General features: G+C 71.3%; 21 protein-coding genes. 9 read left to right on the plus strand and 12 right to left on the minus strand.

The genetic code is table 11. The features are described from left to right. Nucleotides 1-17: 17 nt before the first annotated feature. Nucleotides 18-1460, minus strand: coding sequence for a regulator (locus tag ACFQVC_RS36540; protein WP_381838885.1), 1443 nt, complete (start codon nucleotides 1458-1460; stop codon nucleotides 18-20). A 253-nt stretch (nucleotides 1461-1713) separates the two neighbouring features. On the opposite strand from ACFQVC_RS36540, the gene lipB reads away from it, so the two are divergent. The 4 genes from lipB (at nucleotide 1714) to ACFQVC_RS36560 (ending at nucleotide 4859) form a co-directional block, all read left to right on the plus strand. Next, complete coding sequence (gene lipB, locus ACFQVC_RS36545) at nucleotides 1714-2520, plus strand: lipoyl(octanoyl) transferase LipB (protein WP_381838887.1); 807 nt, start codon at nucleotides 1714-1716, stop codon at nucleotides 2518-2520. A gap of 144 nt (nucleotides 2521-2664) precedes the next feature. Next, a complete protein-coding gene (lipA, locus tag ACFQVC_RS36550) occupies nucleotides 2665-3630 on the plus strand; it encodes a lipoyl synthase (protein ID WP_381838889.1) in 966 nt (321 codons plus the stop codon). Nucleotides 3631-3926: 296 nt separating this feature from the next. Next, a complete protein-coding gene (locus tag ACFQVC_RS36555) occupies nucleotides 3927-4130 on the plus strand; it encodes an SCO2195 family GlnR-regulated protein (protein WP_381838891.1) in 204 nt (67 codons plus the stop codon). 30 nt (nucleotides 4131-4160) lie between these two features. Then, nucleotides 4161-4859, plus strand: coding sequence for a DUF4191 domain-containing protein (locus tag ACFQVC_RS36560; RefSeq protein WP_381838893.1), 699 nt, complete (start codon nucleotides 4161-4163; stop codon nucleotides 4857-4859). A gap of 159 nt (nucleotides 4860-5018) precedes the next feature. Here the strand turns inward: ACFQVC_RS36560 and ACFQVC_RS36565 are convergent, their stop codons facing one another. Next, nucleotides 5019-5486, minus strand: coding sequence for an RDD family protein (locus ACFQVC_RS36565; protein ID WP_381838895.1), 468 nt, complete (start codon nucleotides 5484-5486; stop codon nucleotides 5019-5021). A 235-nt stretch (nucleotides 5487-5721) separates the two neighbouring features. Here ACFQVC_RS36565 and glnA point away from each other — a divergent pair, with 235 nt between their 5' ends. Further along, on the plus strand, nucleotides 5722-7131 hold the full coding sequence (gene glnA / locus ACFQVC_RS36570; RefSeq protein WP_381838897.1) for a type I glutamate--ammonia ligase: 1410 nt from the start codon (nucleotides 5722-5724) through the stop codon (nucleotides 7129-7131). A gap of 212 nt (nucleotides 7132-7343) precedes the next feature. Here glnA and ACFQVC_RS36575 read toward each other — a convergent pair whose 3' ends face one another. The 8 genes from ACFQVC_RS36575 to ACFQVC_RS36610 form a co-directional block, all read right to left on the minus strand. Next, nucleotides 7344-7925, minus strand: coding sequence for a GTP-binding protein (locus ACFQVC_RS36575; protein ID WP_381838899.1), 582 nt, complete (start codon nucleotides 7923-7925; stop codon nucleotides 7344-7346). After that, nucleotides 7906-8352: a DUF742 domain-containing protein gene (locus ACFQVC_RS36580; protein ID WP_381838901.1), complete on the minus strand. Its 447-nt coding sequence runs from the start codon at nucleotides 8350-8352 to the stop codon at nucleotides 7906-7908. The genes ACFQVC_RS36575 and ACFQVC_RS36580 overlap by 20 nt, the downstream gene beginning before the upstream one ends. Beyond that, nucleotides 8349-8804 carry a roadblock/LC7 domain-containing protein gene (locus tag ACFQVC_RS36585; protein WP_381838903.1) on the minus strand — a complete coding sequence of 152 codons (456 nt, stop codon included), beginning with the start codon at nucleotides 8802-8804 and terminating at the stop codon, nucleotides 8349-8351. Before ACFQVC_RS36585 ends, ACFQVC_RS36580 begins: the two co-directional genes overlap by 4 nt. Next, nucleotides 8801-11284 carry a sensor histidine kinase gene (locus tag ACFQVC_RS36590; RefSeq protein WP_381838905.1) on the minus strand — a complete coding sequence of 828 codons (2484 nt, stop codon included), beginning with the start codon at nucleotides 11282-11284 and terminating at the stop codon, nucleotides 8801-8803. The genes ACFQVC_RS36585 and ACFQVC_RS36590 overlap by 4 nt, the downstream gene beginning before the upstream one ends. Before the next feature lie 208 nt (nucleotides 11285-11492). Continuing rightward, nucleotides 11493-12275, minus strand: coding sequence for an MHYT domain-containing protein (locus ACFQVC_RS36595; protein ID WP_381838907.1), 783 nt, complete (start codon nucleotides 12273-12275; stop codon nucleotides 11493-11495). 315 nt (nucleotides 12276-12590) lie between these two features. Further along, nucleotides 12591-13622: an asparaginase gene (locus ACFQVC_RS36600; protein WP_381838909.1), complete on the minus strand. Its 1032-nt coding sequence runs from the start codon at nucleotides 13620-13622 to the stop codon at nucleotides 12591-12593. A gap of 72 nt (nucleotides 13623-13694) precedes the next feature. Continuing rightward, nucleotides 13695-14747 carry a fibronectin type III domain-containing protein gene (locus tag ACFQVC_RS36605; RefSeq protein ID WP_381838911.1) on the minus strand — a complete coding sequence of 351 codons (1053 nt, stop codon included), beginning with the start codon at nucleotides 14745-14747 and terminating at the stop codon, nucleotides 13695-13697. A 156-nt stretch (nucleotides 14748-14903) separates the two neighbouring features. After that, entirely contained in the window at nucleotides 14904-15188 is a 285-nt protein-coding gene (locus ACFQVC_RS36610; RefSeq protein ID WP_381838912.1) for a hypothetical protein, read from the minus strand. A 174-nt stretch (nucleotides 15189-15362) separates the two neighbouring features. On the opposite strand from ACFQVC_RS36610, the gene ACFQVC_RS36615 reads away from it, so the two are divergent. Together ACFQVC_RS36615 and ACFQVC_RS36620 are read left to right on the plus strand one after the other, a co-directional pair. Next, entirely contained in the window at nucleotides 15363-15731 is a 369-nt protein-coding gene (locus ACFQVC_RS36615; protein ID WP_381838914.1) for an arsenate reductase family protein, read from the plus strand. A gap of 193 nt (nucleotides 15732-15924) precedes the next feature. Continuing rightward, nucleotides 15925-16395: a hypothetical protein gene (locus ACFQVC_RS36620; protein WP_381838916.1), complete on the plus strand. Its 471-nt coding sequence runs from the start codon at nucleotides 15925-15927 to the stop codon at nucleotides 16393-16395. Nucleotides 16396-16511: 116 nt separating this feature from the next. Here the strand turns inward: ACFQVC_RS36620 and ACFQVC_RS36625 are convergent, their stop codons facing one another. After that, entirely contained in the window at nucleotides 16512-17441 is a 930-nt protein-coding gene (locus ACFQVC_RS36625; RefSeq protein ID WP_381838918.1) for a Gfo/Idh/MocA family protein, read from the minus strand. Nucleotides 17442-17701: 260 nt separating this feature from the next. Here ACFQVC_RS36625 and glnII point away from each other — a divergent pair, with 260 nt between their 5' ends. Next, complete coding sequence (glnII, locus tag ACFQVC_RS36630; protein ID WP_381838920.1) at nucleotides 17702-18733, plus strand: glutamine synthetase; 1032 nt, start codon at nucleotides 17702-17704, stop codon at nucleotides 18731-18733. 387 nt (nucleotides 18734-19120) lie between these two features. Next, nucleotides 19121-19750, plus strand: a complete 630-nt coding sequence (locus ACFQVC_RS36635) for a winged helix-turn-helix domain-containing protein (RefSeq protein ID WP_381838922.1) — start codon at nucleotides 19121-19123, stop codon at nucleotides 19748-19750. 69 nt (nucleotides 19751-19819) lie between these two features. Here ACFQVC_RS36635 and ACFQVC_RS36640 read toward each other — a convergent pair whose 3' ends face one another. Then, nucleotides 19820-21259 carry a PepSY-associated TM helix domain-containing protein gene (locus ACFQVC_RS36640; protein ID WP_381838924.1) on the minus strand — a complete coding sequence of 480 codons (1440 nt, stop codon included), beginning with the start codon at nucleotides 21257-21259 and terminating at the stop codon, nucleotides 19820-19822. Between the last annotated feature and the right edge of the window lie 40 nt (nucleotides 21260-21299).

Below are 21299 nucleotides of genomic sequence, written 5' to 3' on the forward strand. Positions count from 1 at the left end.
CGCTCCCTCGGGCTCGCTCAGCCCAACGTCGCCACCCGGTCCCGATAGCCGCGCACCGGCCCCGCGTCCCGGTACGGCTCGAGGCGCCGCTCGAAGTCGCGTACGTACTCAAGAGCGCGCGCCGAGCGCATCTCCGACGCCTGGTGCGCGGCCTCGGCGCCGAGCGCGCAGGCCTGGTCGAGTTCGCCGAGGCCGAGGCGGGCCGAGGCGAGCACGACGCGGCAGAAGAGGCGGGAGCGCGCATAGCCGGGCGCCCGCAGCTGCAGGGAGCGCTCCGCGTGCTGCGCGGAGGCGCGGTACTGCTGCAGATCGCGGTGGCAGTGCCCGAACTCGTCGGCGAGCTGCGCCTCGTCGAAGAACCGCGCCCAGTGCGGCACTTCGTCACCCGGCCTGGCCGCTTCGAGGGCACGCTCGGCCCGTACGAGCGAGGCCGTGCTCGCGCGCACCTCGCCGAGCACACCGTGCCCGCGGGCCTCCACCGAATGCAGCAGGGCCTGCACCACCGGCGGCGCCGACGAGCCCACACCCTGCTGGGCGACCCGCGCCAGCTGCACCGCCTCACGGCCGTGCCCGAGATAGACCGCCTGACGGCTCATGGTGACGAGCACATAGCTGCCGTACGCCCGGTCGCCGGCGGCCTGCGAGAGCCGCAGCGCCTGTACGAAGTACCGCTGGGCCAGGCCGTGGGCCGCGATGTCGTACGACGTCCAGCCCGCGAGCCGGGTCAGGTCGGCGGCCGCCGCGAAGAGCCGCCGCCCGGTCTGCTCGCCGTACACACCGCGCAGCATCGGCTCGGCCTCGTGCTCCAGATACCGCACGAGGGCCTGGCGGGCATGACCTCCGCCATAGGCGTGGTCGAGAGCGCGGAACAGCTCGCCCACCGAGCGCAGCGCCGCGATGTCGCCACCGGTCACCTTCTGGCCGGGGCCGCGCTCGGTCTGTGTGCGCTGCCGTGGCACGGAGGGCCGCCCCTGCGCGGGCACCCGGGCGCCCGGAGTGGGATCGCCACGGCCCACGCGCTCGTCGGCCCGGCCGATCAGCCAGTCACGGCTCGGCACGACGAGTCCCGCCGGAGTGAAGGCGATCTTCCGCAGTTCGGCATGGCTGCCGGAGTCCTTGCGCCAGAGGCCGCTGACGATGTCGACGGCCTCTTCGGGCGAGGCCGCGAACTCCAGGCCCGCGTAGACCGGAGCGCAGGCGTCGAGCCCCAGGTCCTGTGCGGACAGACGGCGCCCCAGTCTGCGGGTGAAGACCTCGGCGATCAGCGCGGGTGTGGTGCCGCGGGGCTGCTGCCCGCGCAGCCATCGGGTCACCGAGGTCTTGTCGTAGCGCAGATCAAGACCGTGTTCGAGGCCCAGCTGGTCGACCCTGCGGGCAAGCCCCGCATTGGAGAACCCGGCCTCGGCGATCAGCCCGGCGAGCTGGCGGTTGGGGGTGCGCTGCGGGGGTCGTTCCGTCATCAGCTCTGCGGTCTCCTGCCTTCCGGGCCCTGGTGCAGCCCTCATGGAACGGCGTGAATGTAGCGGCCAAGGCCGCTCTCATAGCGGCCTTGGCCCCGCATTCATCCGATCGTGTGAGTGATCCCGGAAGGATCCGGCGCGGGGCTGACGAATACGGCCCGGCACGGGTCCCTCGTACGGGCCACGGGCGGGCCCGTACAGTGGCTTGGGGCGCAAAACGTGCACGGTGAAAGTTTTCAGGGAGGCGCTTGCCGTGAGTGAGCTGCGATTCGTCCGCCTCGGCTTCGGCCGGGACAAGGTCGAGTACGTGGAGGCCTGGGAGGAGCAGCGCCGGGTGCACGCCGCCCGGTTCGCCGACGAGATCCCCGACACCTGTCTGCTCCTGGAGCACCCGTCCGTCTACACGGCGGGGCGGCGCACCGCGGACAGCGAGCGGCCGCTCGACGGCACCCCGGTCGTCGACGTGGACCGCGGCGGCAAGATCACCTGGCATGGCCCGGGGCAGCTGGTCGGCTATCCGATCCTCAAGCTGCCGCGCCCCGTGGACGTGGTCGCGCATGTCCGCCGTATCGAAGAGGCACTGATCCGCGCCTGCGCGGAGTTCGGCCTCGAGACGAGCCGGGTCGAGGGCCGCAGCGGCGTATGGGTCCTCGGCGACCCGGTGGAGCAGCGCCTCGGCGGGCTCTCCCTCGACTTCGATCCGCGGCTGCAGGACGAGGAGTTCGACCCGCGGCTCAACGGCCCGGAGTACGCGCCCTCCAACGCGGGCCAGCGCCGTGAGGACCGTAAGCTCGCCGCCATCGGCATCCGCGTCGCCAAGGGCGTCACGATGCATGGCTTCGCGCTGAACGTGAACCCGGACAACACCGAGTTCGACAAGATCGTGCCCTGCGGCATCCGGGACGCGGGCGTCGCGTCCCTCGCCGACGAGCTGGGCCGCGACATCACCATCGAAGAGGTGCTGCCGGTGGTCGAGAAGCATCTGCGGGACGTTCTGGAGAACGCCGAGCCCAAGGCGCGCGAGATCGTGCGCGAGCCACAGCCGGAGCCCGCCGCCTGAGACCGGGCCCTGGGACCGGGGCGGGCCGCCTGCTCCTCCGGGGAATGCGGGCCGCCGTCCACGGGTTGGGCCGGACATAGGACCGTACAAACAACGGGCGTACCCTGGTGGGCGCCGAAGAATCGAAGCTGTAGGGAGCCGGACGTGTCCGCTGTCGCACCCGACGGACGCAAGATGCTGCGCCTGGAGGTCCGGAACAGCCAGACCCCCATCGAGCGCAAGCCCGAGTGGATCAAGACCCGGGCGAAGATGGGCCCCGAGTACAAGGACCTGCACAACCTCGTCAAAAGCGAGGGCCTGCACACCGTGTGCCAGGAGGCGGGCTGTCCGAACATCTTTGAGTGCTGGGAGGACCGCGAGGCGACCTTCCTCATCGGCGGCGACCAGTGCACCCGGCGCTGCGACTTCTGCCAGATCGACACGGGCAAGCCGCAGGCGCTCGACGTGGACGAGCCGCGCCGCGTGGCCGAGTCCGTGGTCAAGATGGACCTGAACTACGCCACGATCACCGGCGTCGCCCGCGACGACCTGGAGGACGGCGGCGCCTGGCTGTACGCCGAGACCGTGCGCCAGATCCATGCGCAGACCGCGGGGCGCGAGGGCGGCCACACGAAGGTCGAGCTGCTCATCCCCGACTTCAACGCCGAGCCCGACCAGCTGGCCGAGGTCTTCTCGTCCCGCCCCGAGGTGCTCGGGCACAACGTCGAGACGGTGCCCCGGATCTTCAAGCGGATCCGCCCCGGCTTCCGCTACGAGCGCTCCCTCAAGGTCATCTCGGAGGCCCGCGCGGCCGGGCTCGTCACGAAGTCCAACCTCATCCTCGGCATGGGCGAGACCCGCGAGGAGATCAGCGACGCGCTGCAGCAGCTGCACGACGCGGGCACCGAGCTCATCACCATCACGCAGTACCTGCGCCCGACCGTGCGCCACCACCCCGTGGAGCGCTGGGTCAAGCCGCAGGAGTTCGTGGAGCTGAAGGAGGAGGCCGAGGAGATCGGCTTCTCCGGTGTGATGTCGGGTCCGCTGGTGCGCTCCTCGTACCGCGCGGGCCGGCTCTTCCAGATGGCGGTCGAGAAGCGCGGCGAGTACGTGGCTTCGCAGGCGGTGTGAGGCGGCGCGGGACCGCGCCGCCACCGGCCGGCCTCACCGGGGCCGCCGAGCGCGTGTGAATTCCCGCACAAGTGACTACTGGCCAGTAATGGCCACGACGACGCGGCCCATGGGGTCCCCGCAGGTAGGGGCGCCGCATGGGCCGCGTCAGGCTTTCCGGGCTCCTCGTCAGGGTTTCATCGGTGTTTGACCGGTCGGTCACGCGCTGGTAACACCAATCAGTGACCCTGCTAGTACGCCTTGTACCACCCCCGCACTTCCACTCTCATCCGGTCGTCCAGAGGGGAACCCCCGACATGCAGGCCGCGCCCGTACGCGCCACCGCCATCCCGTCCGTCACCGACGCTCTGCGCGCCGTCGAGTCGCTGCTGATGAGCAGCGGCCAGCGCACCGCCCGCCGTAACGCGTGGTCCTCGGTGCTCGAGGACCGGCGCCGTGCCAAGGACCGGGTAGAGGCTCAGCGCGTACTCGAAGCGGTTAGCTCGGCCCGCACGTCGTAGCCGGATCGCCGGGCACGTAAACTTCTGGGCATGGCGAGGAAGGACGACGCAGCGGACGCTGCGAACGCAGGGCGGCTCAAGCAGATCGCCCTCACTTACAAGATGACCCGGCGAGCCGATCCAAAGATCGGTCTCGTCATTGCCGCGGTGGGAATCGTCACCTTTGGTGTCCTCCTCGGAATCGGCTTCCTGATCGGGTACCCGGTCTATCTGGGCATCCTCGGATTCCTGCTCGCCTTCCTCGCGATGGCGATCATCTTCGGACGCAGGGCCGAGCGAGCCGCCTTCGGGCAGATGGAGGGCCAGCCCGGTGCGGCGGCCGCGGTACTCGACAACATGAAGCGCGGCTGGACGACGACCCCCGCGGTCGCGATGAACCGCGGCCAGGACGTCGTGCACCGCACCGTCGGCAAGGCCGGCATCGTGCTGATCGGCGAGGGCAACCCGAACCGCGTCAAGGGCCTCCTTGCCGCCGAGAAGAAGAAGATGGCCCGGATCGTCGTCGACGTACCGGTCCACGACTTCATCATCGGCAACGGCGAGGGCCAGGTCCCGCTGAAGAAGCTGCGCACCACGCTTCTGAAGCTGCCGCGCGTGCTCGCCGGCCCCCAGGTCACGCAGACCAACGACCGGCTCAAGGCCATGGGCGACCTGATGAGCAACATGCCGCTGCCCAAGGGCCCGATGCCCAAGGGAATGCGGATGCCCAAGGGCGGCCCGAAGATGTGACACGGCGCCGGCTGCGCCGACGCGCGGCTGTCGATACGTGGTGATACGCGGATGGGGCGCGGGAACTGGTCAGTTCCCGCGCCCCATCGTCATACGGTGAGCGGCCCCTTCGGGGGCTTCCCCCCGGACCGCTGGATTTCGGAGGCTTCCTCTGGCCCGCTAGATCCGGACCTGGATCGCGCGGGCCAGGCGATCGTGCAGGCCGCGGCCGTCGCGGTCCCAGATCAGCGCGGGGATCGCGAGGCACAGCAGCAGGCTGCGGACGAAGACACGGCCGAGGCCGAGACGGCCGCCGCCCTCGGCGACCACGCGCAGGCCGAACAGGCGCTTTCCGGGGGTGAAGCCCACCGTGCCGACCGTGAGCAGGCTCAGCACGAAGAAGAGCGCGAGCGCCCAGTTGCCCATGGCCTGGCGGTCACCCTGGGCGAAGAGCCCGTATGCGATGAGCATGCACAGGGCCCAGTCGACGGCGACGGCGCCGAAGCGCCGGCCGAGCGGGGCGATGGCGCCGGGGCCTTCCTTGGGGAGGCCCAACTGCTGGCCCCGGTAACCGAAGTCGGCACCCATGTCCTCGGCCGCCTGACGCGGGCCGGAGAGCCACGATCCGATTGCCTGTCTGTTGTCCACCCGTCCACGGTACTGCGCCCCCTTACGCACCCACAGGTCCGGGGTCGGAGAGAGGCCGCGCGAGGGGCTTTGAGACGCCTCTCACCCCGACGCCGGTTAACTTCGGCGAAACAAATGGGTCATGCTTGAGAAACCCCCCGTCCCTATGGTCGGGTCCAGCGTGTGCCACCGCACTGGCCGCACCAAGAGCGAGACATCCCCGGCTCCACCCCGGACCGGGAGTAGGAGGAGCTGGATGTTCCAGAACGCCGACGATGCCAAGAAGTTCATCGCAGACGAGGACGTGAAGTTCGTAGACGTCCGATTCTGCGACCTGCCCGGTGTGATGCAGCACTTCACGGTGCCGGCTGCGGCGTTCGACCCGACCGAGGAGCTCGCCTTCGACGGTTCGTCGATCCGCGGCTTCCAGGCCATCCACGAGTCCGACATGGCGCTGCGCGCGGACCTGTCGACCGCCCGGGTCGACCCGTTCCGCCGTGACAAGACGCTGAACGTCAACTTCTTCATCCACGACCCGATCACGGGCGAGCAGTACAGCCGCGACCCGCGCAACGTGGCGAAGAAGGCCGAGGCCTACCTCGCCTCCACCGGCATCGCCGACACCGCGTACTTCGGCCCCGAGGCCGAGTTCTACGTCTTCGACTCGGTGCGCTTCGAGACCTCCGCCAACCGCTCGCTCTACGAGATCGACTCCGAGGCGGGCGCCTGGAACACCGGCGCGGTCGAGAACAACCGTGGCTACAAGGTCCGTTACAAGGGCGGTTACTTCCCCGCCCCGCCGGTCGACCACTTCGCCGACCTGCGCGCCGAGATCTCCCTGGAGCTGGACAAGAACGGCCTCCAGGTCGAGCGCCAGCACCACGAGGTCGGCACCGCGGGCCAGGCCGAGATCAACTACAAGTTCAACACGCTGCTCGCCGCGGCCGACGACCTGATGCTCTTCAAGTACATCGTGAAGAACGTCGCCTGGCGCAACGGCAAGACCGCGACCTTCATGCCGAAGCCGATCTTCGGCGACAACGGCTCGGGCATGCACGTCCACCAGTCGCTGTGGCAGGGCGGCTCCCCGCTCTTCTACGACGAGCAGGGTTACGCGGGCCTCTCGGACACCGCCCGCTACTACATCGGCGGCATCCTCAAGCACGCCCCCTCCCTCCTCGCCTTCACCAACCCGACGGTGAACTCGTACCACCGCCTGGTGCCCGGCTTCGAGGCCCCGGTCAACCTGGTCTACTCGCAGCGCAACCGCTCCGCGGCCATGCGTATCCCGATCACGGGCTCCAACCCGAAGGCCAAGCGCGTCGAGTTCCGCGCCCCGGACCCGTCCTCGAACCCGTACCTGGCGTTCTCGGCCCTCCTGCTCGCGGGCCTCGACGGCGTCAAGAACAAGATCGAGCCGGCCGAGCCGATCGACAAGGACCTCTACGAGCTCGCCCCCGAGGAGCACGCGGGCGTCCCGCAGGTCCCGACCTCGCTGCCGGCCGTCCTCGACGCGCTCGAGGCGGACAACGAGTACCTCCAGCAGGGCGGCGTCTTCACCTCCGACCTGATCGAGACCTGGATCGACTACAAGCGCACGAACGAGATCGCCCCGATCCAGCTGCGGCCGCACCCGCACGAGTTCGAGCTGTACTTCGACATCTAAAGAACGCACAGGCCAGAGCCGGTTTCCAGGGCTCTGGGCCGTACTTGGGCCGTGGGCCGTGCCTTCCCGTCGAGGGGGAAGGCACGGCCCACGGTCGTTGGGCGGGGCGTCTGCACGGCCGCGCACCGGTGCCGAGTGCGTAGTTCGACGGCGAGGGCCGCCGCCCCGAGTGGGGTGGTGGCCCTCGCCGTAGTTGTGGGTGGAGTCGGGGGTCAGGCCAGGGCTGATTCTTGGGTCAGGACGTGTTCCACGAGGGAGATCAGGACGTCCTTGCCGGACTCCCGGTCGCGTACGTCGCAGAGGAGTACGGGGGTGTCGGGGGCCAGGTCGAGGGCTCGGGCGACTGCTTCGGGGGTGTGGGAGCGGACGCCGTCGAAGCAGTTGACGGCGATGATGAAGGGGATGCCGCGGCTCTCGAAGTAGTCGACCGCGGGGAAGCTGTCCGCCAGGCGGCGGGTGTCGGCGAGGACGACCGCGCCCAGGCAGCCCGTCGTCAGCTCGTCCCAGACGAACCAGAAGCGGTCCTGGCCCGGGGTGCCGAAGAGGTAGAGGGCCAGGTTGTCGCGCAGGGTGATGCGGCCGAAGTCCATGGCCACCGTGGTGGTCGTCTTGGTGGCCACGCCGTGGAGGCTGTCCACCGGGCGGGAGGCCTCCGTGAGGTGTTCCTCGGTGCGCAGCGGGCGGATTTCGCTGACCGACTCCACCAGGGTCGTCTTGCCCACGCCGAAGCCGCCGGCGATCAGGAGCTTCAGGGCGGTGAAGGTGGCGGGGGGCTCAGAGTGCGCGGAGGCCATTGATCACTTCTCGCAGGAGGTGGGCGTCGGGACGGGCGTTCCTGGTGGCGGTGGACTCGGGCGGGGTGATGTCGACCAGTCCATGGGCCGTGAGGTCGCCGAGCAGGACGCGGACGACGCCGAGGGGGAGATCGGAGTCCGACGCCAAGTCGGCCACCGGGCGCGGGCCTTGGGAGCACAGGGCCAGGAGGGACCGCTGTTCCGGCGGGAGCGGGGCGCGCGGCGTGGCGGCCGTGGGGCTGACGATCGCCATCAGGTCGACGCGTTCGGCGCCGTTGTCCGTACGGGCGCGGCCCGAGGTCATGGCGTACAGGCGGACCAGCGGGCCGGCCTCTTCGTCGTAGCGGTCGGTCCAGGCGTCGGCTTCGGGTGGCCGGGCGCGGTCGGGCGGGCCCGCCGGGCGGCGGCCCCGGGGTGTGTCCGTCATGGGGCCTCGCCGTCCGACCTCGTGGGGACGTCGAGGTGTTCGCGTACGCGCTCCACGAGCAGGGCCATCTCGTAGGCGACCAGGCCGATGTCGGCATGCCCGTCGGTGAACACGGCGAGACAGGAGCCGTCGCCCGCGGAGACCACGAAGAGGAAGCCGCCCTGCAGCTCGACCATCGTCTGGACGACACCGCCGGCGTCGAAGTGCCGGCCCGCTCCCTTGGCGAGGGAGTGGAAGCCGGAGGCGATGGCGGAGAAGCGCTCGGACTCGTCGCGGCCCATGCCCGCGGAGGCGCCGACGCACAGGCCGTCGCTGGAGAGCATCACCGCGTACCGGACCTCCGAGACACGGTCGACCAGGTCGTCGAGGAGCCAGTCGATACCGCCGGGGCCGCCCGCGCCCGGCTGTTCGGCGTTACCGCCCAGGTTGGTGACGGTATAGGTCGGGGTCATCGGGTTCCTTCTTCGGTCGCTGCGTGGGGATGGGGCGCGGCGTGGGGTTCGTCCCGGGCCGCGGAGGCGCGGCGGCGGCCGGAGCGCAGGGAGGCCATCGTGGCGCGGGCGGCCTCCGGGGAGCGGCGGACTGGGGCCTTCGCGGGCTCCGGGGTCTCCTCACCGTCGTCGGGCTTGCGCAGTTCGGGGGCGATGCTGGCCTGGCGCACCCGGCGCGGCAGGCCGTCCTCGGGAGTGGGAGTGGGAGTGGGGGTGGGGACGGGGCCGGGGTCGGGAGTGCGGTCGGGAACGGGGGACGGAGCCGGAGTCGGGTCCGGGGTGGGGGCGGGCTGCGGCTCCGGGGTGCGCTGCGCCGGGGGCTCCGTGGGGAGCGGGGGCCGGTTCTCCTCCTGGGTGCGCTGCGGTGCCGCGTGGCGGGCCCGGCGCGGGAGTTCGGTGGGTTCCGGGTACGGATGCGGCTGCTCGGGGCCGGCCTCGGGCTCCGGCGTGGGCTCGGGGGCCGGGGCGAGCTGCGGCTTCGGGGGCGCTTCCGGCGCGGCCTCCGACTCCGGCTCGGGCAGCGGTCGCAGGCCCGGGTGCGGGGCCTCCAGGAGTTCCTTCGGGATGAAGACGACGGCCGTGATGCCGCCGTAGACCGAGCGGCGCAGGGTCACGTCCACGCGCTGGCGCTCGGCGAGGCGGTTCACCACGAACAGGCCGAGCTGACGGGAGTCGAGGAGGTCGATGTCGGTGGCGCGGATCTTCTCGTTGGCCGCGGCGAGCGCTTCGTCGCCCATGCCGAGGCCGCGGTCCTCGAACTCCAGGACCGCGCCGGCCCCGACCTCTTCACCGCGTACCACCACAGGGGTGTGCGGCGGTGAGAACTGCGCGGCGTTCTCGGCGAGTTCGGCGACCAGGTGGACGAGATCCGCCACCGCCGTACCCGCGAGGCGCAGGTCCGGGATCTCGTGCAGCTGGACACGGTCGATGTCGGCGGTTTCCGCGATGCCCGCGCGGACGGCGTCGATCAGCGGGACCGGGTTGCGCCAGGCACGGCCCGGGGCCGAGCCGGAGAGGATCAGGAGCGACTCGGCGTGGCGGCGCATCCGGGTCGTCAAGTGGTCGAGGCGGAACAGGTCTTCGAGGTCGGTGGGGTTCTCGGTGCGGCGCTCCATCGTGTCGAGGAGTTCCAGCTGCCGGTGGAGCAGCACCTGGCTGCGGCGGGCGAGGCTGACGTACACACCGGAGACTCCGGTGAGGACCGCGGCGCGGCCCGCGACGGCGCGCAGGGCGGCCCGCTGCACGGTGGTGAGCGCCGCGCCGACCTGGCCGACCTCGTCGCGGATGGGGGTGCGGGCGAGCGGGGCCTCGGTGTCGAGATCGAGGTCGTCGCCGTTGTGGATCCGGCGGATCGCGGCGGGCAGGCGGGTGGCGGCCAGTTCGAGTGCGGAGTTGCGCAGACCGGTGAGGTCGGCGACGAGGCCGCGGCCGATGCGTACGGAGAGCAGCAGCGACAGCGCCACACCGAACAGGCCGAGGATCACCGCGAGGCCCGAACTGCCCAGGGTGGCAAGGGAGTACGGCTTCGCCTCGGTGCCCGCCGCGGTGGCGCCGTCCTCCGCTTCGGCGAGTCCGGTCAGGGTGTGCCCGGCGGCGGAGTGCCAGCGGGTGCCGGGGACGGCGGCCGCGGCCTTGGCGGCACCGGCGCCGAGCACGGCGTCCTGGGCGGTGGCGAGATCGGTGGCGCCCGCGGAGTCGAGCACCTTGCGGTAGGCCGCGGCGTCCTCGGGCCGCAGATCGGACACGGCGCCCTTGGTGAGGCCGCGCTGCAGGGCGACATCGCCGACGAAGCCCCGGTACTGGGACGGGGTCATCCTGCCGGCGGCCTGGGCCGCGCCGAGTACGGCGTCCTGGCGGCTCAACGCCTCGCGGGCGCGGGCCAGTTCGATGACGGTGCGGGTGTCGGACGTACGGTCCGTGAGGTCGGCCCCCGCCAGCCCGGACCGTACCGCGAAGGCCCGCTCGACGGCCGTGCCGTAGCCGGAGAGCACGGCGGCGGGCCCACTCGTGGACTCCCGCTGCTCGGGGAGCGAGTCGGCGCTCTTGAGGAGGGACTTGATCCGGCCGGGCAGCGTGGAGTCGAGCGCCGCGATGTCGGTGCTGCTGGAGTGGACACCGGCGCGCAGGTCGGTGACCGCCTTGTCCGTACGGGACTTGGCGGCGTCATAGCCGTTGCGGGCGGCGGGGTCGGGGGTGGCCCGGTACTTCAGGGCGGCCGCGCGCTCGTCCTGTACGGCGGCCGTGAACCGTGAGATCGGCTGCACCAGGGACGAGTTGACCTGCTTCAGCTGCTCGGTGGCCGAGACCTGGGAGGCGGTGGTGACCGCGGCGTGGCCCCACAGCGCCATCAGGGAGACGACCGGCAGGGTCAGGAGGGTGACGACCTTGGCTCTGATCGACTTGGGGCGCAGCCGTTCTGGCAGCGGAAAGCGTGCGGGCATGACGGGGTCTCCTAGGCAGTGCACTTGGCGGGCGCCGGTGCAGGAGTGTCGGGGAGGGCGCGGGAACGGGGACGGCCCAGGGTGACGTGAAAGGGAAAGGAAGAAAGGGGAAGGAAGGAGGGGTGAGGCGGGCGCGGCTCAGGCGGGCGGCCGACAGCTCCGGTGGAGTCGGCTCAGGCGGGCGGCCGACAGCTCCGGTGGAGTCGGCTCACGTGGCCGGCAGTTCCACCTCGTGCAGCGGCCGGGCCGCGGCCTCGCTCTCGGCGCGCTCCCGCGCCGTCGGGGAGAGGGCCACGAAGGCACAGGTCAGGAAGAGGAAGGAACCGAGGACCACGGCGAGCGGCAGGATGAACGCGGTGGCGCTCGCGCCCTCCAGGGGCGCCGTGCTCGCGTGTACGGACACCTTGACCGCGGCCATGCCGGTGTAGTGCATGCTGCTCACCGCGAGCCCCATCACGAGGGCGGCGACGGCGGCGACCACGGCGCCCTGCACGGACAGCGCCGCCCACAGCGCGGCGGAGGCGGCGATCACGGCGATGCCGACGGAGCCCGCGACCACGGCCGGGTCGTACGAGATCGTGCCGTTGAGCTGGACGGCCGCCATGCCGATGTAGTGCATCGCGGCGACGCCGAGCCCGGTGCCGAGGCCGCCGAGCAGGATCGAGCGGACACGGGAGCCGCCGTAACCGGCGATGAAGACTCCGGCGCCGACGACGGCGATGGCCACGACGAGGCTCAGCAGGGTGAGCGGGATGTCGTAGCGGATCGCGGTGCCGTCGACTGTGTAGCCGAGCATCGCGATGAAGTGCATCGTCCAGATCCCGGCGCCGATGGCGGCCGACGCGGTGATCAGCCAGTTCCTCTTGGACCGCCCCCCGGCGGCCAGGGCCCGCACGGTGCAGCGCAATCCCAGCGCGGCGCCGACTACGGCCATGGCGTACGACAGGACTGGGGTGGCCCAGCCTCCTGCCATGTGGTGCATGTGACCCACGGTTTTCCTCTCGCTCTGCGCGGTCGGCCCCCCGGTCGACCGGGACGCTAACACGCAGTCGATTCCTCGCTCCGGGGCGCGAAATCCGGCCACGCCGAGGGCTACCGATCGGTAAACCCCGAGTTCAAGGGGCGTGCGGGCACAGGGCACTTAACCGCCGCCGACAGCGGTGCGACTCTTGTCACGCCGCGCCTCGGGGTGCTTCGGACATCCCGGACTCGGTAGCGTTCCGGACATCTCGGGCAGAGCTGCCGCGGGGTCGACTTTCAGCCGCAGAAGCGGAGGTTCCGCCGGTTACGCATACGGAGGGTTCCTTCAGCCGTGCAGGAGGAAGGCCTTCGCGATCGCGTTCTGGTTCGCGTCGTTCGCGTCGTTCGCGTCGTTCGCGAGGAGGAGGCGGAGCAGGACGCGTGCTTTGTACGGGTCGAGCAGGCCGCCGTTGATGAGGCCGCGCCGCTGCAGATCGGTCTCCGAGCCGACACTTCCGTAGGTGTGGCTCAGGACCGAGCCGCCGCCCGTGCGGGAGGTGAGGACCACCGGGATACGGGTGGCGAGCGCGCCGAGGACGGGGGCGAGGGCGGACGGGACATGGCCGACACCGAATCCGGCGACCACCAGGCCCTGGTGGGTGTCGGCCAGACCGGCCAGCTGGGCGCCGTCGTCGTCGAGGGTCACGGTGTGCAGGGCGACCCGGATGTTCTCGCACTCACCGGTGCCGAGCGGGGCCCGGCGGGGCGGGCGGGTCAGGATGCGCACCCTGCCCTCGATGACATGGCCGAGGGGGCCGGTGTCCGGCGAGATGAAGGCGGCGGTGCTGGTGGCGTGCGCCTTGCGTACCCGACGGGCCGAGTGGATCTGGTCGTTGAGGACGGCGAGCGCGCCCAGGCCGCGGGCCTCGTCGGCGGCGGCGACACGGGCGGCGGCCAGGAGATTGGCCGGTCCGTCCGGGCCCGCGAGGGTGGGGTTGCGCATGGCGCCGGTCAGGACGAACGGCTCGGGGTGCGGCCAGACCAGGTCGGCGAGGAAGGCGCTCTCTTCGAGGGTGTCGGTGCCCTGGGTCACGACCACGCCCGCGGCGCCCGCAAGAACGGCCTTCGAGGCCTCGTCGACCAGATCGAGGAGCTGGCGGAAGGTGAGGTCCGCGCTGGGCACGGCGTGGGTGTCGTGCACTTCGAGGGGTACGTCGAGGCCCGGTACGGCGGCGGTCAGATCGGCGCCGGTGAGACGGGTCACGACGGGGGCGCTGCGGGCGTCACTGCCATCGCGGTCGTCGCCGCCGTCGCGGTCACCGGCGCAGGTGCCCGCCATCGCGATGGTGCCGCCGAGGGTGAAGAGGGCTACGGTCACCGGGACTTCCTACCAACAGCGGGCCGTGACCATGCCTGCCGCACCGAGCCGTGCGTACGACCCCTCCCCCTACTACCCCTCCCCCGTCACCACGGTCCGTTCGGCCGAGAACGCGCCCCAGTTGCCGTCGGGCAGCTTCGCGCGCAGCTTCACGCGGTAGCTCTGGCCCGTCTGCCGCGAGATGAAGAAGCTGTGCTTCGCCCGGCCTTCGGGTGCGGCCGCGCCCCACATGAGGGTCGTGGCCTGCTTGCCGTTGAGATGGATCTGGTACTCGGCGACCTCCCCGCCGGTGTCGGGCGCCCGCCAGGACAGGTCGAGGTAGTGCGCGCCGTCGCCGTCCTTGTGCGTCGCGACCCGGAAGTCCGCGGGCGCGGTGTTCCCCGTGTCGTCGGGCCCCTCGGGTGTGCTCAGGCCCGCGGCTTCGCTGGGCTTCGAGATGTTGTCCGCGGCGTCGCGCGCCTTGACCGTGAAGGTGTAGTCGGTGCCGGGGCGAAGTCCCGTGACGAGAGCGGCGGTCGAGTCGCCGTTGACACTGTGGATCTTCGAGTCGCGCTGGTAGATGTCGTACGAGGTGATCTCTTCGTTGTCCTCGGCCGCACCCCAGGACAGGGTGGCCGCGCGGGCTCCCGAAGCGCGGGCGCGCAGCTTCGTGGGCGCGGTGGGCGGCTTGTGGTCGGCCGTGGTGCGGGGGCGGGTGGTGACGGTGACCTTGCGGCTCAGGGGCGAGCGGTTGCCCGCGGTGTCCTTGGCGCGGGCGGTGAAGGAGTACGCGGTCCCGGGCTTGAGCCCGGTGATGTCGACCATGTACTGGTCGGCGGGCACGGACTTGACGCGGGTGCGGCCGCGGTAGATCTCATATCCGGCCAGTTCGCCCTCTTCGCCGGCTTTCCCGCCGGAGGCCTTCCCGCCGGAGGCAGTGGTCGTGGTGGCCTTCGTCCACATCACATGCACCGAAGTGGCGCTGGAGGCCTGGGCGGTGAGGCCGCGTGGCGGCGGGAGCTCCTGGGCGGCGGCCCCGGTCTCCGCGGAGCAGGCGGTGAGGGGCAGGGCCAGGGCGGCGAGCAGCACCGGCACCGCGAGCGTGCGGCATGCCGGGCGCCTCTGCGGGGGTGAGGTGCGTCGCACGGTGGGGCCTTCCGTTCGACAGCATTGGTCTGGACATATTTGGCACAGTGACCGGTGCACTTCAAGAGGGCGGCACGCATGGGCAGTTCACGGACCGCCGTCCCAACCAGCCGTGCGCGGTGAGGAGGTGGCCCCACCTCCTCACCGCGGCGCGGGTCAGCGGCTGTAGCGCATCAGCGCCCGCACCATGTGGCACGTGATCTCCGACGGCGGGTGTACGCCGACGAGTTCGGCGGTGCTTCGTATCCTTCGGTTGTCCGCCTGCTCCGCGCGGTACACCCCCGAGTCGAGCAGGGCGATGGCGAGGCGCATGGCCTTGAGGCGGCGGTTGTGCGTGATGTACCACTCGCGGGGGCGGCCCGCGGGCAGTGGCTTCTTCACCAGAGGCATATACGGCAGGTCGATCGGCAACGGCTTGGCGGACAGTACGGCAGCGGCCATGGGCATCCTCCTGGGGTGGTCGGGGGTGCGGTGAACCGTGGTGACGGCAGCACCCGACCCGTCTCGAACACTGCTTCTATTCTACTGCCGCCCACTGACAAAAGCCCCTGGCCACAAGGGCCTTGAGCACCTCCAGACCCCCTCCCGAGCGGAGCCCTGAACTACGCTTGCGCCATGGAGATCTGGATCAATCCGGCCTGCTCGAAGTGCCGCAGCGCCATCGACCTGCTCGACGCGGAGGGCGCCGACTACACGGTGCGCCGCTACCTGGAGGACGTACCGTCCGAGGACGAAATCCGTGCCGTTCTCGACCGGCTCGGCCTCGAACCCTGGGACATCACACGCACCCAGGAGGCCGCCGCCAAGGAGCTCGGCCTGTCGGACCGTACGGCCTGGCCCCGCGTCCCCGCCGCCCGTGACCGCTGGGTCACCGCGCTCGCCGCCCACCCGAAGCTCATCCAGCGCCCGATCATCACCGCCGACGACGGCACCGCGCTCGTGGCCCGCTCGGAGGAGGCGGTACGGGAGGCCATGGGCCGGTAGCCGTCTCCCCCGGCCGCCTCCCCCTCGACGGGTGGCTGCCACCGCACCAGACCTGGGAACTCGTCCTTTCGGCCAGGACTCGGGCAGGGCAAATAGTCCTCACTGCGGAGCAAAACGTCCTGTTCACGGACATATCGTTGGGTGCTTCACCACCCGACGAAGCACCTCACCGTGGACCGAAAGGAGCGCCCCCATGCGGAACTGGATGTTCGGGGGCGTGTACGGCACCGTCCTGGCCAGTGCTCTGCTCGCCGCCCTGCAGCGGACCGGCGGTCACTACACGCCGTACTACGACGCGTCCTGGGTCCTGGTCACCGCCGGCACCGCCGCCCTCGCCCACGGCTACGCGCACCACATGTCCACGCACACCGAGGGCTCCGGCAGCCACCGGTGGCGGCAGCTCGCGGGCACCCTCGCCGACGAGTGGCCCGTGGTGGTCGCCTGTCTCCCCACGGTGCTGCTGCTCCTTGCGGCCGGGGCCGCCGGGTGGCCCGAGGAGGATGTCACCACGGCGGGCCTGGCCCTGAACGCGGCGCTCCTGTTCGCCTGGGGCACCGTCGCCGCGCTGCGCGTCGGCTACCGGCGCCGTTCCGCGCTGGCCATCGGCTCGGCGGACGCGACCATAGGCATCCTGATAGCGGGCGCCAACGCGCTCATCAAGTAGGCGGAAAGCCCGGCCCGTTGACGTAGGCGAACAAGAGCGCCGCGTTCAAGTAGGCGGAAAGCCCGGCCCGTTCAGGCAGCGCCTGACGCCCGTTCAGGCAGGGCCGGGAGCCACGTTCACGCGGAGGCGGGCAGGCCGCGTTCCGCCTCGGCCAGGATCTCCGTGACGCGCAGCCCGAAGCGGAGGTCGCACGGGTGCGGGGTGCCGGTGCGGACCGCGGTCAGAAGCGCGTCGACGGCGCGGCCGTACGCCACGACGGGTCCTTCGCCCCACACCTCGGGCATCATCGCGGCGCCGGTCTCGCCGCGGAACTCGACCGCGACACCGCCTGCCCGCTCCGGTGCCGTCAGGCTGACCGTGGCCGCCGACGAAGCACCGGAGGTGTGGCGCAGGAGCAGATGGACGGTGTCCCTGGGGCCCCGCGCCGCCGTCACGGACGTGGCGTCGCCGAGTACCGGAAGCAGCACCGAGAGGGCGTGCGGGCCCACGTCCCACAGCGCGCCCTTCTCGTGCCGCCAGGGCGAGGCGGCGTACGCGCTCTGCGCACCCGGCGCGTAGATGGTGCCCAGCCACTCGGCGCGGCCGGTGAACCAGCCCTCCGCCTCGGCCTGTTGGGCGATCCACGGCTCGGTCGCCGTGGAGAAGCGCAGGGTGAAGAAGACGACCGAGGCGACATCGGCGGCCGCTTCGAGCAGCGTGCGAGCGGCCTCCGGTGCCGTCGCCACCGGCTTGTCCAGGAGCAGATGACGGCCCGCACGCGCGGCGCGCGCGGCGAGCTCCGCCTGGATGTCTGGCGGCAGCGCCACCGCCACCGCGTCCACCTCGGCGAAGAGGGCGTCCGGATCGGCGTACGCGCGCGTGCCGAGTGTTTCCGCCAGCTTTCCCGCTGCCTCCGGCCTGCGCCCCCACACTCCGGCGAGCTCCACGCCGGGGTGCGCGGCGAGCGCGGGCCCGTGGACGCGCTGCGCCCAGGGGCCCGTGCCGAGCAGACCCACGCGCAGGGGCGCGGCCTGGGAGTTCTTCGAGGTCGTCGTCCGAGTGGCCATGGGGACCAGTCCATCATGTCCGGCAGTGGCGCGTCCGGCCGGCCGGGCGGCTCCGCGACCGGCGCGCGTGCGTCACGTATACGACGCACGGGACCCGTGGGCCCCCCGAGCGGCCTGCGTTACATGGGGTTCACAGTCGGGCAACGGACGGGAAATCGCCGGTTGCCAAGCTGCGCGTACTGCGCGACACCACCTGCCGCGTCGCCACCGCAGAGCCCGCACAGCCTGCAGCCCCCGCAAGCCCGCAAAGGATGGCGCCCGTGACCTACAAGGCCGAATACATCTGGATCGACGGCACCCAGCCGACGGCGAAGCTGCGTTCCAAGACCAAGATCATGACGGGTTCCGCCGTGGGCGTCGCCGAGCTGCCCATCTGGGGCTTCGACGGCTCCAGCACCAACCAGGCCGAGGGCCACGCCTCCGACTGCGTGCTCAAGCCGGTCTTCTCCTGCCCGGACCCGATCCGCGGCGGCGCCGACATCCTCGTTCTGTGCGAGGTCCTGAACACGGACATGACGCCGCACGCGTCCAACACCCGTGCCCAGCTCACCGAGGTCGCGGAGCGGTTCGGGAACCAGGAGCCGATCTTCGGCATCGAGCAGGAGTACACCTTCTTCAAGGGCGCCCGTCCGCTCGGCTTCCCCGAGGGCGGCTTCCCGGCCGCGCAGGGCGGCTACTACTGCGGTGTCGGCGCCGACGAGATCTTCGGCCGGGATGTCGTCGAGGCCCACCTGGAGAACTGCCTCAAGGCGGGGCTCGGCATCTCCGGCATCAACGCCGAGGTCATGCCCGGCCAGTGGGAGTTCCAGGTCGGCCCGCTCTCCCCGCTCGAGGTCTCGGACCAGCTGTGGGTGGCCCGCTGGCTGCTCTACCGCACCGCCGAGGACTTCGAGGTCTCCGCGACCCTCGACCCGAAGCCGGTGAAGGGCGACTGGAACGGCGCGGGCGCGCACACCAACTTCTCCACCAAGGCCATGCGTGAGGGCTACGACGCCATCATCACCGCCTGCGAGTCGCTCGGTGAGGGCTCCAAGCCGCTCGACCACGTGAAGAACTACGGCGCGGGCATCGACGACCGTCTCACCGGTCTGCACGAGACCGCCCCGTGGAACGAGTACAGCTACGGAGTCTCCAACCGCGGTGCCTCCGTGCGTATCCCGTGGCAGGTCGAGCAGGAGGGCAAGGGCTACATCGAGGACCGCCGCCCGAACGCGAACGTCGACCCGTACGTGGTGACGCGTCTGATCGTCGACACCTGCTGCGGCGCGCTCGACAAGGCCGGCCAGGTCTGAGCCTTCCGCTCACACGCACAGGACGCGTTCCAGGACGCGATCCAGGACACGTTCAGCAAGGGGCGCCCGCCGGGTCATCTCGACCCGGCGGGCGCCCTTTCGCGTTCCGGCCGGTCCACGCGCCGGTCCACCCTGTGGGCGGTCTCTGCTGTCCGCCGCGGCCATCTGCTTCAATGGGGACATGGCCAGCCTTCAGAACACCGTGCCGGGTCGTCATGACCTCGAGCCGTTCTGGCCCTCCCGTCAGCACCACGACTTCGACCGGGTGTGTTGCCGCGCGCCGAACGCGCCGGCCCTCTAAAGCCGTTCACCTTTCCACGGCCTTCGGTCGGCGTGCAGATCCGTACATTTCCTGACGGCTTCTCGCGCGAAATGAGCTGACCTCTCATGCCTCGTCCCCACACCCGGAACGCTCCCCACCCCCAGAACGCCTCCACGCCCACTCCCCTGAACGCCAAGCGCCACCGCCTGCGCGCCATCGGCCGTGACGAGGTGGTGGACGTCGCCGACTTCCTGCCGCCGGGCGCCACTTGGCTGCCCGCGCCGCAGCACACCGTGCCCGCGCTGCCGGGACAGCCGCCGATGGTCGGCTATCTGGTCCTCGTACCCGCCGACCAGCAGCCTGGCCCGTTGCCCGCACCGCCCGCGGTGCCGGCAGGACCGGCAGGACCGGCAGGACCGACGGAACCGGCGGGACCGGTGACCGCGCAGGCCTCCGGCGCCGACGAGGTCGTACGCATCGACCCCGTACGGCGCACCGCCGAGGTCGACGGGCGGCTGCTCGACCTCACGTACCTGGAGTTCGAGCTGCTCGCCCATCTCGTGGCCCACCCGCACCGGGTGCACACCCGCGACCAGCTGGTGACCACGGTGTGGGGGTACGGACACGTGGGCGACGGCCGTACCGTCGACGTCCATGTGGCCCGGCTGCGCCGCAAGCTGGGCGCCGAGCGCCGGGACACGATCCGGACGGTGCGCCGGGTGGGCTACAAGTACGCGCCGCCGACGGGGCGTTGAGCCCCGCCACGGACCCGGGGATACCGGGGGCCGCACCCACCCTCCGTACAGGTGCGGCCCCCGGAGCCTTCACTGCGCCCTTGACCGGCGGCGCGCCACGAGGCCGAGCAGCACATCGGCCGCCAGGAACACGAGCAGGCTGATGCCGAGCAGCGGCACGAACCAGCCGACGAGGGCCGTGACCGCCGCGAGCGGCAGCACCATCGGCAGCGGCACCTTGCGCCAGGCGCCGCGTGCCATCGGCCGTCCGAAGCTCAGCGCGCGGCCCTGGGTCGGACGGCGCAGCCACCACATGCGGTAGCCCCACACGATCAGCAGGACCGTGGCGAGCATCAGTGCGGCCAGGGCCAGTTGGTTGGCCAGGCCGAGGAAGACGCCCATGTGGGCGTCGATACCGACCCGGGTGAGCTTGGCGAGCAGCGGATAGTCGGCGAAGGCCACCGTGTCCAGGACCTGTCCGCCGGCCGGGTCGATGGCCACCGAGTCCAGGTGGACGGGGAATTCGGCGTCGGTCTCCTTGACCACATAGCCCTGTCCGTCGACGGGCAGGATCACCGAGACCTGGCCGTCGACGCCCTGGCTGCGGGCGATCTCCAGGGCCCGGTCGATACCGATGTCCGCGCCTTCGTGGGCGCCGCCGTGTCCTCCGTGCCCCTCGTGTCCTTCGTGGCCGCCGCCGGACGCGGCGCCGCCCGCGAGCGTGGCGTCGGGGACCGGAGTGGCCCCGCCCAGCTGGGACTTGAGGGTGTCGATGTTGGCGCCCGCGTAGTTCGACCAGGTCAGGCCGGTCGCGGAGAGCGCGATGAGGCCGAGCGCGGCCCACAGGCCGACGGTGCCGTGCCAGGACAGGGTGCGGGCACGGCCCTTGGACTGCCCTTTGGCGGGTACGACGAGGTCGCGCCGCCTCGCCCGGCGGCGCCCGAACCACAGGGCGAGACCGCCGAGGGCGACCACCCACAGCCAACTGGCGGCCAGTTCGCTGTAGTTGCGCCCCACGTCGCCCAGGTGCAGATCCCGGTGCAGCTCGTCCAGCCAGGTGCGCAGGGGCAGGGCGCCCGAGCTGCCGTAGCTGGTGAGCTCGCCGCGCACCTCGGCGTCGTACGGGTTCACGAAGACCGCGAGTTCACGGTCGTCGGGCACCTTCGGGGTGGACATCAGGACACGGGTGCTGCGGTCCGCTGCGGGCGCGGGCCACACGGCGGTGACCGTGCCCTCGGGGTGTGCCTTGCGGGCGGCGGCGACCTGCTCGCTCAGCGGGAGTGCCGAGTCGCCGACGGGGACCTCCAGCTCATGCGCGTAGATGACCTTCTCGGCCTGGAAGGAGAGCGAATAGAGCAGTCCGCTCGTGGCGGCGACGAGCAGGAACGGGGCGATGAGCACCCCGGCATAGAAGTGGAGGCGCAGCAGCAGCGGGCGCAGGGCGGCCCAGACGCCGGGGCGCTGTATTGCGCCCCCTTCTACTGGGGTCGATTCGGGAATGTCCGGCTTGGGCCGGTCGTCAATGGCCATGATGTCCTTCGGAGTTCGCGCAACGGCAGGGGAAGCACAC

Source organism: Streptomyces monticola (assembly GCF_042665355.1).
In the GTDB taxonomy this organism is placed as follows: Bacteria; Actinomycetota; Actinomycetes; order Streptomycetales; family Streptomycetaceae; genus Streptomyces; species Streptomyces monticola.